Annotated in this window: 10 protein-coding genes; 6 read left to right on the top strand and 4 right to left on the bottom strand. The window is 44.1% G+C overall.

Going from position 1 to position 15,051, the window contains the following annotated elements; translation table 11 throughout:
* Positions 1-91: 91 nt before the first annotated feature.
* From QUB14_RS06960 to QUB14_RS06975, 4 genes are all read left to right on the top strand, one after another.
* A complete protein-coding gene (locus QUB14_RS06960; protein WP_333297133.1) occupies positions 92-1,201 on the top strand; it encodes an alpha/beta hydrolase in 1,110 nt (369 codons plus the stop codon).
* A 725-nt stretch (positions 1,202-1,926) separates the two neighbouring features.
* Positions 1,927-2,103: a hypothetical protein gene (locus QUB14_RS06965; RefSeq protein WP_333214743.1), complete on the top strand. Its 177-nt coding sequence runs from the start codon at positions 1,927-1,929 to the stop codon at positions 2,101-2,103.
* Positions 2,104-2,556: 453 nt separating this feature from the next.
* Complete coding sequence (locus tag QUB14_RS06970) at positions 2,557-2,988, top strand: hypothetical protein (protein WP_333214745.1); 432 nt, start codon at positions 2,557-2,559, stop codon at positions 2,986-2,988.
* Positions 2,985-4,169, top strand: coding sequence for a hypothetical protein (locus tag QUB14_RS06975; protein ID WP_333214747.1), 1,185 nt, complete (start codon positions 2,985-2,987; stop codon positions 4,167-4,169). The genes QUB14_RS06970 and QUB14_RS06975 overlap by 4 nt, the downstream gene beginning before the upstream one ends.
* Positions 4,170-4,459: 290 nt before the next feature.
* Here QUB14_RS06975 and QUB14_RS06980 read toward each other — a convergent pair whose 3' ends face one another.
* The 3 genes from QUB14_RS06980 to QUB14_RS06990 all read right to left on the bottom strand — a co-directional run bounded on the left by QUB14_RS06980 (position 4,460) and on the right by QUB14_RS06990 (position 9,383).
* Entirely contained in the window at positions 4,460-5,254 is a 795-nt protein-coding gene (locus QUB14_RS06980; RefSeq protein WP_333214749.1) for an SDR family oxidoreductase, read from the bottom strand.
* Positions 5,255-5,853: 599 nt separating this feature from the next.
* Positions 5,854-9,189, bottom strand: coding sequence for an amino acid adenylation domain-containing protein (locus tag QUB14_RS06985; protein WP_333214751.1), 3,336 nt, complete (start codon positions 9,187-9,189; stop codon positions 5,854-5,856).
* Positions 9,138-9,383, bottom strand: coding sequence for a hypothetical protein (locus tag QUB14_RS06990; RefSeq protein WP_333214753.1), 246 nt, complete (start codon positions 9,381-9,383; stop codon positions 9,138-9,140). Before QUB14_RS06990 ends, QUB14_RS06985 begins: the two co-directional genes overlap by 52 nt.
* Before the next feature lie 343 nt (positions 9,384-9,726).
* Here QUB14_RS06990 and QUB14_RS06995 point away from each other — a divergent pair, with 343 nt between their 5' ends.
* Both QUB14_RS06995 and QUB14_RS07000 read left to right on the top strand, forming a co-directional pair.
* Positions 9,727-11,505 carry an EamA family transporter gene (locus tag QUB14_RS06995; RefSeq protein ID WP_333214755.1) on the top strand — a complete coding sequence of 593 codons (1,779 nt, stop codon included), beginning with the start codon at positions 9,727-9,729 and terminating at the stop codon, positions 11,503-11,505.
* A gap of 107 nt (positions 11,506-11,612) precedes the next feature.
* A complete protein-coding gene (locus QUB14_RS07000; protein WP_333214757.1) occupies positions 11,613-12,173 on the top strand; it encodes a Uma2 family endonuclease in 561 nt (186 codons plus the stop codon).
* A 23-nt stretch (positions 12,174-12,196) separates the two neighbouring features.
* On the opposite strand, the gene QUB14_RS07005 is transcribed toward QUB14_RS07000, so the two are convergent.
* Complete coding sequence (locus tag QUB14_RS07005; protein ID WP_333214759.1) at positions 12,197-14,227, bottom strand: bifunctional serine/threonine-protein kinase/formylglycine-generating enzyme family protein; 2,031 nt, start codon at positions 14,225-14,227, stop codon at positions 12,197-12,199.
* Between the last annotated feature and the right edge of the window lie 824 nt (positions 14,228-15,051).

The raw sequence follows: 15,051 nt of genomic DNA on the forward strand, positions 1-15,051 counted from the left end.
AGAGCTTAACTTACCGCTTGCCGACTGTGGCCTAACCTGAGTATGATTCTGTTTGAATCCGCAACCAAAATCCTACCCAAGGTTTCAGCTTATGCCGTTCATGCCCTTCAATTTCCTGTTCCTATGGCTGGTGGGACTGCTATCCATCGGGGTCCTTGGCGGAGGTATATACATTATTTACGAATGGTACATCGGCGCACTTGTAGGGATTTCCTACTTAGTCAGCGGAATCTTGATGGTTCTTTGGTCTGTTGGCGGCCGCTTTATCAGTTTGCCGCTGTTCCGCCGCCCCGGTGCTGACGAACCCAAGCCAACGCGGACGGGTACGGTGCAGCGGGTAGAGAGGCCTGATGGCACTATTTTACAAGTAGAATTCTACGGCCCAGAGGACGGACAGCCGATTATTCTCTCACATGGTTGGGGGCCGAACAGTATGGTTTGGTATTACGCGAAACGGCAACTAAGCGATCGCTTCCGAGTGATTGTTTGGGATCTTCCAGGTTTAGGAAAATCCACTCGACCAAAAAACAGCGACTACTCCCTAGAAAAATTTGCCCGCGATCTCGAAGCCGTCATTGCCATAGCAGGAAATAAACCTGTTATCCTACTCGGACACAGCATGGGCGGCATGATTTCTCTAACATTCAGTCGGCTTTTCCCAGAACTTCTCGGTAGTCGAGTAGCTGGTTTAATTCTGGTAGATACGACTTATACTAATCCTCTCAAAACCGCTATTTTTAGCGGTTTATTACGCGCTTTGCAAAAGCCGCTGCTTCAACCTATGCTCTATCTCACCATAGCTCTTGAACCGATTATGTGGGGAATGACTTGGCTGAGCTATCTCAATGGTTCATTGCACATCAGTGTAGAATTATCGGGATTTAAAGGCACTGAAACGCGCGGTCAATTAGAGTTCTCAGCTTTCTTATCAGCCTTGGGTTCTCCCGGCGTTCTCGCTCGCGGCACACTGGGAATGCTCAAATTTGACGAAACAAAAACTTTGCCATCAATTGACATTCCTGTGTTGGTGATCTGCGGCGATTCAGATATCGCCACTACTCCCCCAGCTAGCCTGCGAATGAAAGCAGAATTACCTCAAGCAGAGCTAGTTACTATACAGAAAGGAGGACACATGGCATTAATCGAGCATAACCAGCAGTTTGCAGATGCTGTCAGGGCATTCTGCACAGAAATTTCGTGATTTTTAGCGGCCGTCAACCTCACTGGTAAAACCTGCCCCACCCAATCCAAAATACAGCAAATAATTCATTCTCCGGGGTGGGTTTTACCAACAATAACAGCCAACAATTAACAATAGACCTCTTGCAAAAGTCTGGAGGCAAAAGAAGCTGCACCAATAAACTCAGCTTAGAATATCAGGTCTTGATAACACTGGAATAGCTGGACTTTATAATTTTGAAATCAATCAAGTTCAAAAGATTCATAATTTTTGGATCGGGCATTTTGAGTCATCCTGTCATTACTTGGGCAAATCAATAAAAGAAATTCCACCGGCGCACAAATTAAGAGCCAGGACTTACGGAAGTGTCACAATTAGTAAGGTGCGTCAGATCCGAAACCCTTGATAATCCGTTTATAATCAAAGTTTGACGCACCCTACAAGTCGATTCGAGCGTGCTATTGCAACTAAGTAGGCTGCGATCGCACCCATCGGGCGGTTACGCGATCGTAAGAAGGCGGCGCGGAGGATCGTCGCAAAAAAAGTGAGGCTATCCTACCTGAACTTCCTGCTCAGTTTGAACCTTTGCTAAAGCCGCTTTGAGATTTGCTTCAATCGACTCCACCTCACCCCAATGCTGGCAGTAAACTAGCAGCTTGCTACCTCTCTGAAGGATGAGATTTTGATTCTAGGTAGCTAGACATCAGGCATTGCTTTCTAAATCTTGGCTTTGAAAAATAGCAGGTGTGTCAAACTGTGTCCAGGAAAGATGGCAGCGCGATCGGCAAGGAGTAGTAGCGCAACATCGTCCCTCGTTCCATAAATTGCTCCATCACCAGCAATCTTTACTGATTACTTTCAAGTATTGCGTTCGCCTGCAAAAGTCCTTGAATATTCGTGCCGCGATCGCTGCTAGCTGTTAAATAGATGGGTTCACCATTGGAGTTAAAGGATACCCTCGCATCTTTGACATTAAAACCTCGCTGTGGTATGATATACACGAATAGAGCAAGATAGTGATTAGAATGTTGATAAATAATCAAACTAGGATAAATTTACTGGGTTTGAGCGATCGCCTAAAAATCACGACTCACAGGAATAGCGATCGCATACTACAAAACCTTTAGCAGATAGATAATTGAGGCGATCGCACTTCATCAGAGAAAGTGATCGCAGAAACTCGACGAATTTGCCAAAAACAGAGTTATAATTCTCCTACAAGATCGGTGATCGAACTTGAGTCAGCACGCAGTAACCCACCAATGAGGTTATTATTTCCCCTAGTTAAGTTGCGTTCCTTAACCCAAGATGCAAGATCGGTGATCGCACTTCCATAGCATTCTTTATCTTTATATAGAACGAAAAGCAAAAAGAAAATGCCTGCAAAACAAAGCACATCTGCTGGGCTAGAGTACGGCCCTACAGTCACGGGGAAAATGTATTTATCAAAATACAAACACAGAGGTAATGGTTCTCTACAGCACAAAAATATGTGGTGCATCCCACCTGATACTGAGTACGATATCTTTTATAATTCTGACAAGCATAATCTCCGTGACGCAAATCAGGATTACTGGGGAGTTCTACAAACAGGAAAAGCAACACTTGGTACAAATGGAGAGAGACTATCAAAATTTCCATGTACATCTAATATTCAAGATCCTTGGCATGGGTATCCAGTTTCACCTCTAGAAGAAAGAAAACGAAATGCTTTACCTCCTGATTTCGATTTATTAGTTGAGCAGTGGATTAAAGATGAAGTTATTGATAAAACAGTTGGTCGGAAAATTCAGAAGGAAAAAATATGAAAGTTGTATCACTAAGATTTCCAGGAAATTTTGAAGATGCGTTCCTATATATGGGACGGCTTATTACAATCACTGAGAACCACTCAGTACGTATTTATGATATGAAAAATATTGTAAGTAAACTTCAAGAAGATGAGAATTTACTTGATGCACCAACATTATTATTTTTGAGAAATGATTTAATTGATCAGGAGCAATTTCGTAATCAGCTACATGATGAGTCTGGGAAAGCTGATTTTATCAAAGCTGTTGACAAAATTGAATCAAAATCAATTCCAATTGATGAAGATTTTCTGGAAACTGTTGAATGGGATCTGAAAATAAAGGCAGATTTTTTACTTGACTTAAATATATACAATCGTCGATTGTATGTTGGTACAAATACAGGACTTTATCATCTTGATCTTGATTGGGAATCAGAAAACACTATACCAATTAATAAAGCTCAAAAGCGTCTTGAAGCAAAGTGTATTAATACAACAACTAAGTTTGGGACAGTCAATGCTTCCTGTGGTTCTGAAGGATTATTCTCATTTCTTGATGATTTTGATTTGGGAATGAACAAGACTCGCAAGGAAAAACATCTTCCAGAATACTCACTGCGAACGGCTTGGCTTAATTTTGATGTTGTAAACTATTCGACACCTACTGCCACAACTTTATTTAATAGTCTTAAAACTCAGTTTCAACAAGAAATTATTGAACCAAGAAAAAACTTTGAGGAAGAAAGCTGGATTGTTACAGATTTAAAAGAAAGCGAATTTAATTTTAATAATCTATTTGTCAATTCAAAATTTCGTGACAGCATAGATTTGAAGAATATCCAATTTGTCTATAATAGTTCCAGATCATTATTTTTATGTAGCTATGATGGTAGCTTATTTACATTAGTTTTAGAGAATGATAATTCTTCTGTTCCTAGAATTTCCTATGAGGCCAAATACACAGGACTGGGAAGCTCAGTTTCTAGTATTCATACACTTGGTGTAAGAAAGGCTGGGATAATTTTAGAAATGGACGAACAAGTTCTTTTATTTGCACATGGAAAATTCATCCCAATATTTAATAGTGAAGTTATCTCTGTTCGCACATTTGCAGGTTCAAAACATTATAAAAATATTGTCAGTCTCACAACCTCTAATGAAGTTTTATTAATTGCAATCTTTGATGAAGAAGCATAGTTGCAGATGACATCTAATACTTTGTTTTTTAGAATAGTTTAGTGCGATCGCTGTTTGGAGATGTGGGTGAAGTGCGATCGCGTAAAAATCACGACTCACAAGAATAGCGATCGCGAAAGATAAATAATTGTTAAGTGCGATCGCCTAAAAATCACGACTCACAGGAATAGCGATCGCTTTAGGGTGAGTTAATGAAATGTAACGCTCCTTATTTTTGTTTGAACGAAAGCATTCTGTTCGGAAATGTAGGGAGTGAGAGATTTTCCAAGCACATCAAGGTAAAAACTTCGCTACACAATCGATCGCACCACTCCACCCTCAACTCGCAGGGCTGCACCATTAATCGCAGAAGCTAAGGGACTGGCAACAAACGCAACTAACGCAGCAACTTCTGACGTTGAAGCAAATCGCTGAATTAGCGAAGATGGACGCATCTTGGTAAAAAACTCTTTCTCAACTTGTTCAATCGAAATATTTTGCTCCTTAGATAATCCCTCGATGAAGTCTTCCACCCCTTCGGAACGAGTTGGACCAGGCAATACCGTATTGACAGTCACATGGCTGCCCGCAGTTGTTTCCGCCAAACCACGACTCAACGCCAATTGTGCAGTTTTGGTAACGCCATAGTGAATCATTTCGGCGGGAATATTCAAGCCAGATTCACTAGAGATGAAAATAATTCGTCCCCAATCTTGCTTCAGCATCAGCGGCAAATAATGGCGCGAGAGGCGAACACCGCTCATCACATTCACTTCCAGAATATTCATCCACGCTTCATCGGAGATATCTTCAAAAGCTTTGGAGGCATAAATTCCTAAGTTATTCACCAAAATGTTGACGAATGGCACTTTTTGAAGTAACAATTCAACGCCTGCTTGCGTTCCCAAATCGGCAGCAATTCCCTGAAGTTTGGCATTAGGGACTGTTTGCTGAATGCGATCGATCGCATTGTTGACGCGCTCTTGCGTTCTGCCATTGACAATGACCGTCGCTCCTTCTTCAGCAAGTGCGGTAACGATTGCCAGTCCAATTCCACCTGTTGAACCACTGACCAATGCCACCTTTCCTGATAGTTTGAGATCCATAATTTGTTAAACCAAATATAGCAGTTGACAGTTGACAGTTGACAGTTGACAGTTATGGTGCCCGAATTAAACCGTCGATCTAGCGCTCCTTTGAGACTCTATTCATTAGGTTATTGATGCCCTAACCGATGTGGCGATTGCTATAACGTCAAATAATTATCTACGACTATGGCCTAATCAATTGGTCGCCACCTAATCCAATTTCACCACCATCTTGCCAATATTTTTTCCCTCAAACAGACCGATAAATGCGCCCACAGCCTGGTCAATTCCTACTACCACAGTTTCTTGATTTTTCAATTTTCTAGCGAGGATTCAGTCCCCAAATTAGCTCAACATTTAGATGCCAAAAATTACATCTGTTGGAGTTCTATTCCTCTGGTTTCCTGCCACCAATTTGATTGCACTTAGACACACACTTTTTGGGAGCATCTCATATTTGTAAAAACACTTTTTCTGGCTCCTTCCTTCTTCCTCTTTCCTCCTGCCTCCTGCCTCAAAACTCCAATTTCTAGCTTGCCTGCAAAAGTGAGATGCTCCCCACTTTTGGACGGTCATTCCACAAAACAATCAAAATCCTCCTCCAATTATGTAAGGCTTTAAAATTCCACATCTTCGCGCTCATTTTCGTCAGTTCTGGGAGTATCCAAACCTTTCGCAGCCCAGCGCATTGTTTCAATGTATTTTGCCAGACTCGCCACAGTCGGAGCCTCAAACAAATTGCTGACCGATAACTCGACTTGCAAAGCGTCTCGGATGCGAGAAATCAACTGAGTTGCTAGCAGGGAATGCCCGCCGAGTTCAAAGAAATTATCGTAGATACTAACCTGCTGTTTTCCCAAAACTTTAGCCCAAATTTTCCCGATCGCCTTTTCGAGTTCAGTCCGAGGCGCTACATAATTTTCTGTTATATCCTCGCTGTCTGTATCTATCTTAGGTAATACCCGGCGGTCTACTTTGCCATTAGGCGTTAGTGGCAGGGACTCCAACACTGCATAAGTTGCAGGAACCATATATCCTGGTAACTTTTCTTTCAAAAATTGGCGCAAGTCACTTGACTTGAGATTTGGAATTTCTAATTTTTCATTGATGCCGTCAGGAATAACATAAGCTACCAAATGTTTATCGTCTGGGATGTCTTCCCTCACAATTACTACTGCTTCGCGCACTTGTGGATGCTGGCACAAAGCCGCTTCAATTTCTCCCAATTCGATGCGGAAGCCGCGAATTTTTACTTGGTCATCAACGCGACCTAAAAACTCGATGTTGCCGTCAGCTAAATAGCGGCCTAAATCACCTGTTTTATAAAGGCTACAACCTGATTTATTGCTAAAAGGGTTAGGAATGAATGCAGCAGCAGTTAAATCTGGCTGGTTGAGGTAGCCTTTCGCCAATCCGTCACCGCCGACGTACAATTGACCTATAACACCGATCGCCACTGGCTGCAAATCCGCATCCAGGAGATAAATCTGCGTGTTGGCGATCGGGCGGCCGATGGGGATAGATGTTGCGGTTTCGGGTACGTCTTGCACGCAATAATAAGCCGAAAATGTGGTATTTTCAGTAGGCCCGTAAACGTGAATTAATTTAGTAGTTTGCTTTTGTTTGAGAAGTTTTTTAACCCATCTCATATCGACCGCTTCTCCGCCAAACAGCAAGCAGCGCAGCGAATCAAAAGCTTGCGGTAAAACTCTAGCAATTTGTTGAAATAAGGCAGTTGTTAAAAACAAAACTGTGATGCCTTGTTGGCGCAGTTCTAAGGCTAAATCGTGAGGCGAAAGGGTAATATTTGTGCTAATTCCCACGAGTTGAGCGCCGTTAAGCAAGGCTCCCCAAATCTCGAATGTGGCTGCATCGAATGAAGCGTTTGATGCTTGGGCAATTTTATCGGTAGGTTCTATTTTTATATAGTTGGTGTTGAGTACCAGCCGATTTACTGCTTTGTGGGTGACAGCAACTCCCTTGGGTTTTCCTGTTGAGCCAGATGTGTAAATAACGTAAGCTAGGTTGTCTGCTGTTACGGTGTTGGCGGGATTTTCGGCGCTTGATTTGGCTATGTGTTCCCAGTCGCGATCGAAGTAAATCACCGAGTTTGAGAAGTCTCGGAAATTCTCAATCAATTTATCTTGAATTAGCAAGACTTTAACTTGAGCATCTTCCAGCATCAAGTTTAGCCGATCGCGCGGATAGCTCGGATCTAACGGTAGGTAAGCTCCTCCCGCTTTCAGTATAGCCAACATCCCGACAATTAGGTCGATCGAGCGCTCTGCACAAAGCCCCACTAAAACCTCCGCCCCCACGCCCATTTTTTGCAGGTAGCGCGCCAGTTGGTTGCTGCGACTGTTGAGTTCTCTGTAAGTCAGGTGCTGGCTGTCGAAAGTTAGGGCGACATCCTCCAGATGCTGCAGGGCTCGCTCTTCAAATAACTGATGAATGCACTTATTTTGAGGATAATCTGTCCGAGTATCGTTCCATTCTCTGAATAATTGATTCACTTCATCCTCGCTCAATAAAGGTAAGTTAGCGATTCTTTGTTCTGGATTAGTCACAATGCTTTCCAGCAGCGTTTTAAAATGCCTCAGCATTCGGGCGATCGTAACTTCATCAAATAAATCCGTATTGTACACAGCTACGCCTCTGAGGCCTTCCGAATCTTTCCAATGTTCGCCGTATCTGTTCCTAAACTTATCAGAAGCTTCCCACAAATGCAGCTCTAAATCAAAGCGGGTTGTTTGAGTCTCTAAATGGAAAGAACTCAACTTTAATTCTGGCAATTCTAGCTCCTCCACAGGCGCATTTTGCAGTCCGAATACCACCTGAAACAGCGGGTGGCGATTCAACGATCGCTCTGGGTGCAATTCCTCGACTAGCTTCTCAAAAGGCAAATCTTGGTGAGCGTAAGCTCCCAGGGTTACTTCCCGCACCCGGCCCAAAAAATCTCGAAATGTCGGGTTTCCCGAGCAGTCTGTTCGCAGCACTAAAGTATTGACAAAAAAACCGATTAATGCTTCTATTTCGCTGCGGTTGCGATTGGCGATCGGCGAACCGACAACAATATCTTCTTGTTGCGAGTAGCGGTAAAGCAAAGTTTGAAATGCTGCGAGCACTGTCATAAATAAAGTCGCTCCTTCTCGCTGCGAGAGCGCTAAAAGTGCGTTTTTTAGCTTTTTAGGCAGTTCTAAATATTGAGTTTTTCCCCGATAATTTTGCCTAGCTGGTGCAGGGCGATCGGTCGGCAAATTTAACACTGAAATCCCGTGCAATTGCTGCCGCCAATAAGCTAGCTGAGTTTCTAATACTTCACCTTGCAGCCATTCGCGCTGCCACTCGGCAAAGTCGGCATATTGAAGTGATAATTCTGGGAGAGGAGATGGCTGTTGATTTATCAAAGCTGTATAGATAGCCTCCAGTTCTCGAATTAGCACACCGATCGACCAATCATCGGAGGCTATGTGGTGCATATTTAGCAAGAGAATATGCTCGGTTTCTGTCAGCCGCAGGATGGTGATTCGCATCAGCGGCCCGGTGGATAAATTGAAAGGGCGAAGAGATTCTGCTGCGGTGAGTTTCTTTGCTTCTGTTTGCCGTTGTTCGGGGGGCAAATGTTGCAGTTCTAATAGTTTTAAATTAGTCTTGAAAGCGGGAGAGATTATCTGTACTGGTTGACCTGATACCGCTGCAAAAGTGGTTCGCAAAGTTTCGTGCCGCTGCACTATTTCGTTGAAGGTTTGCTCTAAGGCTGTTAAGTTGAGGGAACCAGTTAAGCGCAGTGCTGTTACTACATTATAGAAAGGGTTTTCCGGTGCGAATTGGTCGAGAAACCACAAGCGCTGCTGGGCAAATGATGCCGGAAAGACACACACTTCCGCATCCTCAGAAATATTCAGGCTTTGTCGATCGCTTGTAAAGGAATTGTCATAAATTTCGGAGGCCATATCTGTTGCTCTTGGGGGATGGGATGTGTTAATTTTTTGATGGCGCGGGGTGGCTTTTTCAGGGTGCGATCGCCTCTTAAAACTTTCGCGAGCAAAAGATCGGAACTGTTAAAATCATAAACCTGGGTGCGGGAGTGCGGGAGAAAGGCGGGCAAAAGAAACCGGATTTCTGGCTGCCGCATCAAGTTATCCATTGAGGGGCTAGGAGTGCCACCCCCCAATCAAATTTAGTCGCGGAACGCGCTGTCACGCTTGTGATTCGGGTGCAATCGGGTGAGTTAAATGCGAGAATTACCGGGAGCAATCCGTGGAGTGGTCAAGCTGTAGTATGATTTTTAATTGCACAAAGTGTTCTTGGGGGGATGCCCTGCGGGATAGCTTTGCTTCACGCAATTTTCTCACATTTCTAGCTTAGCGACTACTATTGATTAAACAGTGTTCGCAATCTCTTAGATCAACTCACTAAAAGTTGCGACCTGATTTGTCAACATACTTAAGAACACTGAACGTGCAGTTTAAATTAGAGGTTATAGGCTAATGGCGCAGCGGAACGTATACTCGTCAAAGGACGAGCCAGAGGATGCACAATCACCAGAAGAAGTCCTCCACTCAGTAATGCAAGAACTGGAAGCTTTGCATCAAAATGTCAAAGGTCAGTTAAATCAAGACATTACTCGGCTGCAAACTGAAAAAAATCACCTGATTGAAGATATTGAAGACCTCCGGGAGCAATATCGCAAATTGCAGTCTCAGCAAATGGAATCTCTGTCTGGGCGATACATTCAGCAGCAGCAATTGTGGCTGAAGCAGTTGGCTCAAGTTTTGGCTCACAATTTGCAGGATTTGTTGGTGCAGCGGTTCAACGAACTCAGCGCTAACTCGGGAAATTCTCTCAGCAGCCCTATTCCCAGCGGTGAGTTCCCGATACCCCTGCCGCCGAGCAACTACGACGAACGAGCGTCGGAGTTGCTGGCGGCGCTGGATGAAAGGATCGATCGCAGTTTCCAGATGCTGGAACAAGATTTGAGCAGCTATGAAAGCGAGCTTTCCGTGCGGCTCAACAATATGCAAACCCTAGAGCGGCAAGGGGAAGAGCTGTTACAAAATCTCGTAAACCGCATCAGGGAAGAACTTGAATCAGAAGAAGAATATCTTGAGAATCCTTTCGATGCTCAAGATTCTTATCCCGAGGAATCAACTAATTCTGTTAATTCTGTCCGCCCGCAAGTTATGCAGCCAACACCTGCTGATGCGCGACGGGAATCTGTACCACAGCCTTCTTCAGTGCCGCCGACGGCAACCGCTAAAGCACCTTCTCAAGTACAGACAGGTTTGGTACTGGCTTTGTCTTCGGCGGTGGTATTGTCGCTGTTTAATGTTTGTTTGAGAATTCTGATTAAAAGCAAAAATCCTCGGATGGTTTTTGGCGTGTTTGAATTTCCGGGGGTTGTGACTCCGGGTTTTGGAAATTCTTTGTTGATTTTGTTGATGCGGCTGATCGTGGTGATGGCTTTGATGCCGATATTGGCGACATTTCTGTATCCTTCTGTGTGGAAAGATATTAGACGGTTGTTCGAGTCGGGCGATCGAGCTTTGTGGAGTAAAGTTTTAGGAAGCGCATTTTTTCTGTTTTTGTCTCAGGTTTTGATTTATTTGGCGATCGGCAATATCCCAGCGGGGATTGCGATTACGATTTTCTTTATTTATCCGATCGTCACCGTACTGGGTTCTTGGATCTTGTTTGGCTCTCGCCCCAGCACAGTCGGCTTTTTGGCGATAGTCGGGATTACCGCAGGTTTGATTTTAGCTGGGTGGCCGAGTTTTGCGGCCCCAGCTCCGGGCGGTGGCAATGTCGGGGTGGGAGTCACGGCTGCACTGGCTTCTGGGATTACCTTTGCAGGTTACGTATTGCTGACGCAAATGGCTGCGGGCAAGCTGCACCCAATTCCTTTTAGTTTAGTTAATTTCGCAGCAATTTTTGTATTTTCCTCCCTGAGTTTGTGGGTGCCCCTGTCGGAAAATTTTTCTCCTAAAATCGACCAAAATGTTTGGCCGGGTTTGATTTTGGGAGGCGTTGTTTTAGGGGTGCTGACGCTGTTTAGCTATCTTTTGAATAATTTTGCCATCCGCTTTGCGGGGGCAGCCTTAGCGTCAGTAATTGGCACTTTGGGGCCGGCGATGACCGCACTCTTCGGGTTTCTAATTATCAATGAGAAGTTGCAGCCTGTGGCAATTCTCGGCATGGCTGTGGTGACATTGAGCGTGGCTGCTATGAGTGTGGAACGCATAGTGGCTCCTCAGAAGAAGGCTAGTTAAGGCTTGAATTTCTCCTTCATAATAGATATCAGAACCCCGATTTTTTCCAAGTCGGGGTTCTGATATATATCCACTTTAAAATCTAAAATCTAAAATCGACTTTACCTGTGACTACAGTCATTACAATATCGCCCAACTTAGAGGATTTCCTAAAACTTCCAGAAACGGAGCCAGCTTCCGAATATATCAACAAAGAAATCATTCAAAAACCCAGGCCTCAAGGTGAACATAGCAGATTGCAGGGTAAGCTTTGCAATGTCATCAACCAAATAGTCGAAACACCAAAGATTGCTTATGCTTTTCCCGAGTTGCGTTGCACTTTCGGCGGTGCATCACTTGTCCCAGATGTAGCAGTATTCCGGTGGGAAAGAATTCCCTTTCTACCATCTGGTAGAATTGCTAACCGCTTTGAAAGTTATCCAGACTGGGCGATTGAAATTCTTTCTCCCGAACAAAGCCCGACAAAAGTGCTTGCTAAATTACTTACTTGTTCGCAACAAGGCACTGAATTGGGGTGGTTAATGATTCCCGAAGAAGAAAGTATTTTAGCGGTATTTCCCGGGCAAAGAGTGGAGTTGTACGAAGGTGCAACTGATTTGCCAATACTTAATGGGATTGAGTTACAATTGACTGTTGAAACAGTTTTTAGCTGGTTGAGTTTTAGTTAAGTTAAAAAGAGCGCTCGCCATGCTTAAACAACAGAAAGAACCACTCGAAAACCCACAATACTAGCCTTACAATCCGGCTGATATCTGAGGCGGCACGCGCTGCGACAATTCGGAGGATGATCGTTCCAAGAACCCCCCCGCAACAACCTCAGTGAAGAGTCCCCGTCAGACTCCCAAACGCTACCATCAGCAGGCGCACCGTTATAATTATTGTGCCAAGAATCCGCGCACCATTCCCAAACATTTCCGTGGAAATCGTACAATCCAAAAGCATTAGGTTTAAAACTGCCAACATCTGTCGTTTGAAAGCGATAAACTCCCTTCGGCGCATCAGCGTAATTAGAATTTCCGTTGTAATTGGCTAACTCGCTGGTAATCGTTTCCCCGAAGTGAAACGGCCCCGTAGTTTGCCCCCGGCAAGCATATTCCCATTGGGCTTCGCTAGGCAAGCGATAATTCTTACCCGTTTTGCGAGAAAGTCTAGCGCAAAACTCCACAGCCTCGTACCAAGATACATTTTCTACAGGTCGATTTGCACCTTTAAAACGGGCTGCATCGGGATTGAGAAATATTTTAATTTCCGGCAGCGCCGCAACTGCTGTCCACTGAGCCTGAGTAACTGGAAATTTGCTAATGTAGAAAGATCCTAAAGTTACTGGGTGCTGCGGTTTTTCGTCGCTATCACCCCGTTCTTTTGGAGAACCCATGAGGAAAGTACCGCCAGGAATAGATACCATTTCCAGCACTGTACTGCTACCAAGATGTTCTTCAAAAAAACGCGCTTTGCCCCTGTTAACATTAGTTTGCTTCCCGCGCTTGTCTACTGTCACCACCTGAAATTCAAAAGTGCTTTTGACAGGGGCAATTCTCTGCGGTGCCTTGTTGGGAGGTGGATTGGTGTTGGGTTTTCCTGTGGGACTGACAGATACATTGCTATTGATTTTCCCGCTTTGATTGAGGGGAGTATTAATAGCAAGTGACCCTCCCTTTGTCACAGAAGAATTTAAAGCAAGTGGCCCTCCCTTTGTCACAGAAGAATTTAAAGCAAGTTGTCCTCCCTTGACAAAAGGGGGTTGGGGAGGTAAAGAATAGAGATTTAAAGCTTTGATTACTTCATCAGCCGATTGATATCTATTTTTGAGATAATCTTCAATTAACTTATCTAAAATTTTTGTCAAGTCGCTGCTGACTTTTGTGCCGGCGGGCAACCGTTTTCTCCAAATCCAGCCGCCGTTTATCGGGTCATAAAGGTCATCGGAACCGTCAACTTTTGGTAAACATTGAGTTAGCAATCTCAGGCAAGTTATCCCCAAACTGTACAAATCGCTTCCGGGGAAAACTTGACCGCGCATTTGTTCTATCGGCGAATATCCGGGCGTTCCTACCGTCGTACCTACTTTGCTCATCAGCGAGCCCGTCACTTGTTTGGAAATGCCGAAATCTATCAACACTAACTCTCCGCGCCCTCCTCTTCGGAAAGCTGAATTGCGAAAATTTCCCGCCTTTGGCAGGGAGGAGCTAACAGAGGTGCGGCGGCGCATGATATTCTCAAGTTTGATGTCTCGGTGAATGACATTGCGATCGTGCACAAATTTCAGAATTGGCAAAATATCTGCCAGCAACTGCCAAATTTTTTCTTCGCTAAAAACGCCCTGCTGAGTTAATTCAGCCAGTAAAGTTTGCCCCTCAATCAACTCTTGTACTAAATAAAGTCGCTTGTCTTGCTCAAAATAAGCAATTAATCGAGGAATTTGGGGATGTTCCCCGAGTTCGTAAAGTCGTTTCGCTTCTTGCTTAAACAATTCTGCGGCTTTTTCAAGTGCTGAGGTTCCTTGAAATTGGGGTACAAACTGCTTGATTACGCAGGGATCGTCCATGCGATCGGTATCTACCGCTTCATAAGTTCTGCCAAATCCCCCTTCCCCCAACAGTCGAATCACGCGGTAGCGGTTTCTGAAGAGAGGCGTGAGGTCGGACTGGCCGCAACTTTGACAAAATTTAGAGTTGTCGGGATTGAAAGGATGAGGACACCTGGGATTAGAACAGTAGAACATATCTGGGAAGAAATGATCTGGTTAAGGTTATGATATATCTTTTCGGCTTCCTCCTGGAAGATTAACAATTAATAATGGGTTATTGACAATTGACCGTAGGGAGGGGATTACCCGCCACTTGTATCGCCCCACGGGAGAAAGTAGAAGGCAGAATTTAAAACGCCTATTAATCCAAAGAAAGGGATTTGAGGGCAAAAAATGCCAGCGCGATCGACTGATTGTAGCAACCCGCTTACCGCCGATATTCGTCTGGGTATCTTGGTAATTTCTTTACAGAGGCCAGTATAGTACAACTCGGCGATCGCCCAACCAAAAAGCGATCGCACTCAAAGAACCCTCGGACTAGAAACTAAAAAAGCGCTTTCCATCAGCAATTCAATCGCTTCATCAGGACGTAATAATTCTACCAGCTCGATCTTCCTTAAATGCTATCGGGGGAATTACAGCCTGAAATGTCATATTTTTGCTGCCTTTTTAAAACTTTCCTGCTCCTGCTAAATAACTTTATTCTTGAATAATTTGACTATTAAAATAGCTGATAGAAACAGAACACAGCATAATAATGCTAGTATGGTTTCTTTGAGATGTGGTGATATGAATACGATAAATCCATTTCCACAAAAAGTGAATTTTATTGTGAGCCGTTGCTCTTCTAGCCCGCCCGTGAAAGGCTTATTGCAACTGGTACAAGATATCACTTCCAACGAGTTGTTGTGCTCAAGATTGCGATCGCTAGCAACCTCAACTGATTGCCTCAATCTTTCACCGCTACATCAGCTCGATCTGAGAATTTTCATCACTAGAAAAAAAGACTAGGTATTTGT

Origin of the sequence: Microcoleus sp. B3-D2 (assembly GCF_036705345.1) — a bacterium.
GTDB lineage: Bacteria > Cyanobacteriota > Cyanobacteriia > Cyanobacteriales > Microcoleaceae > Microcoleus.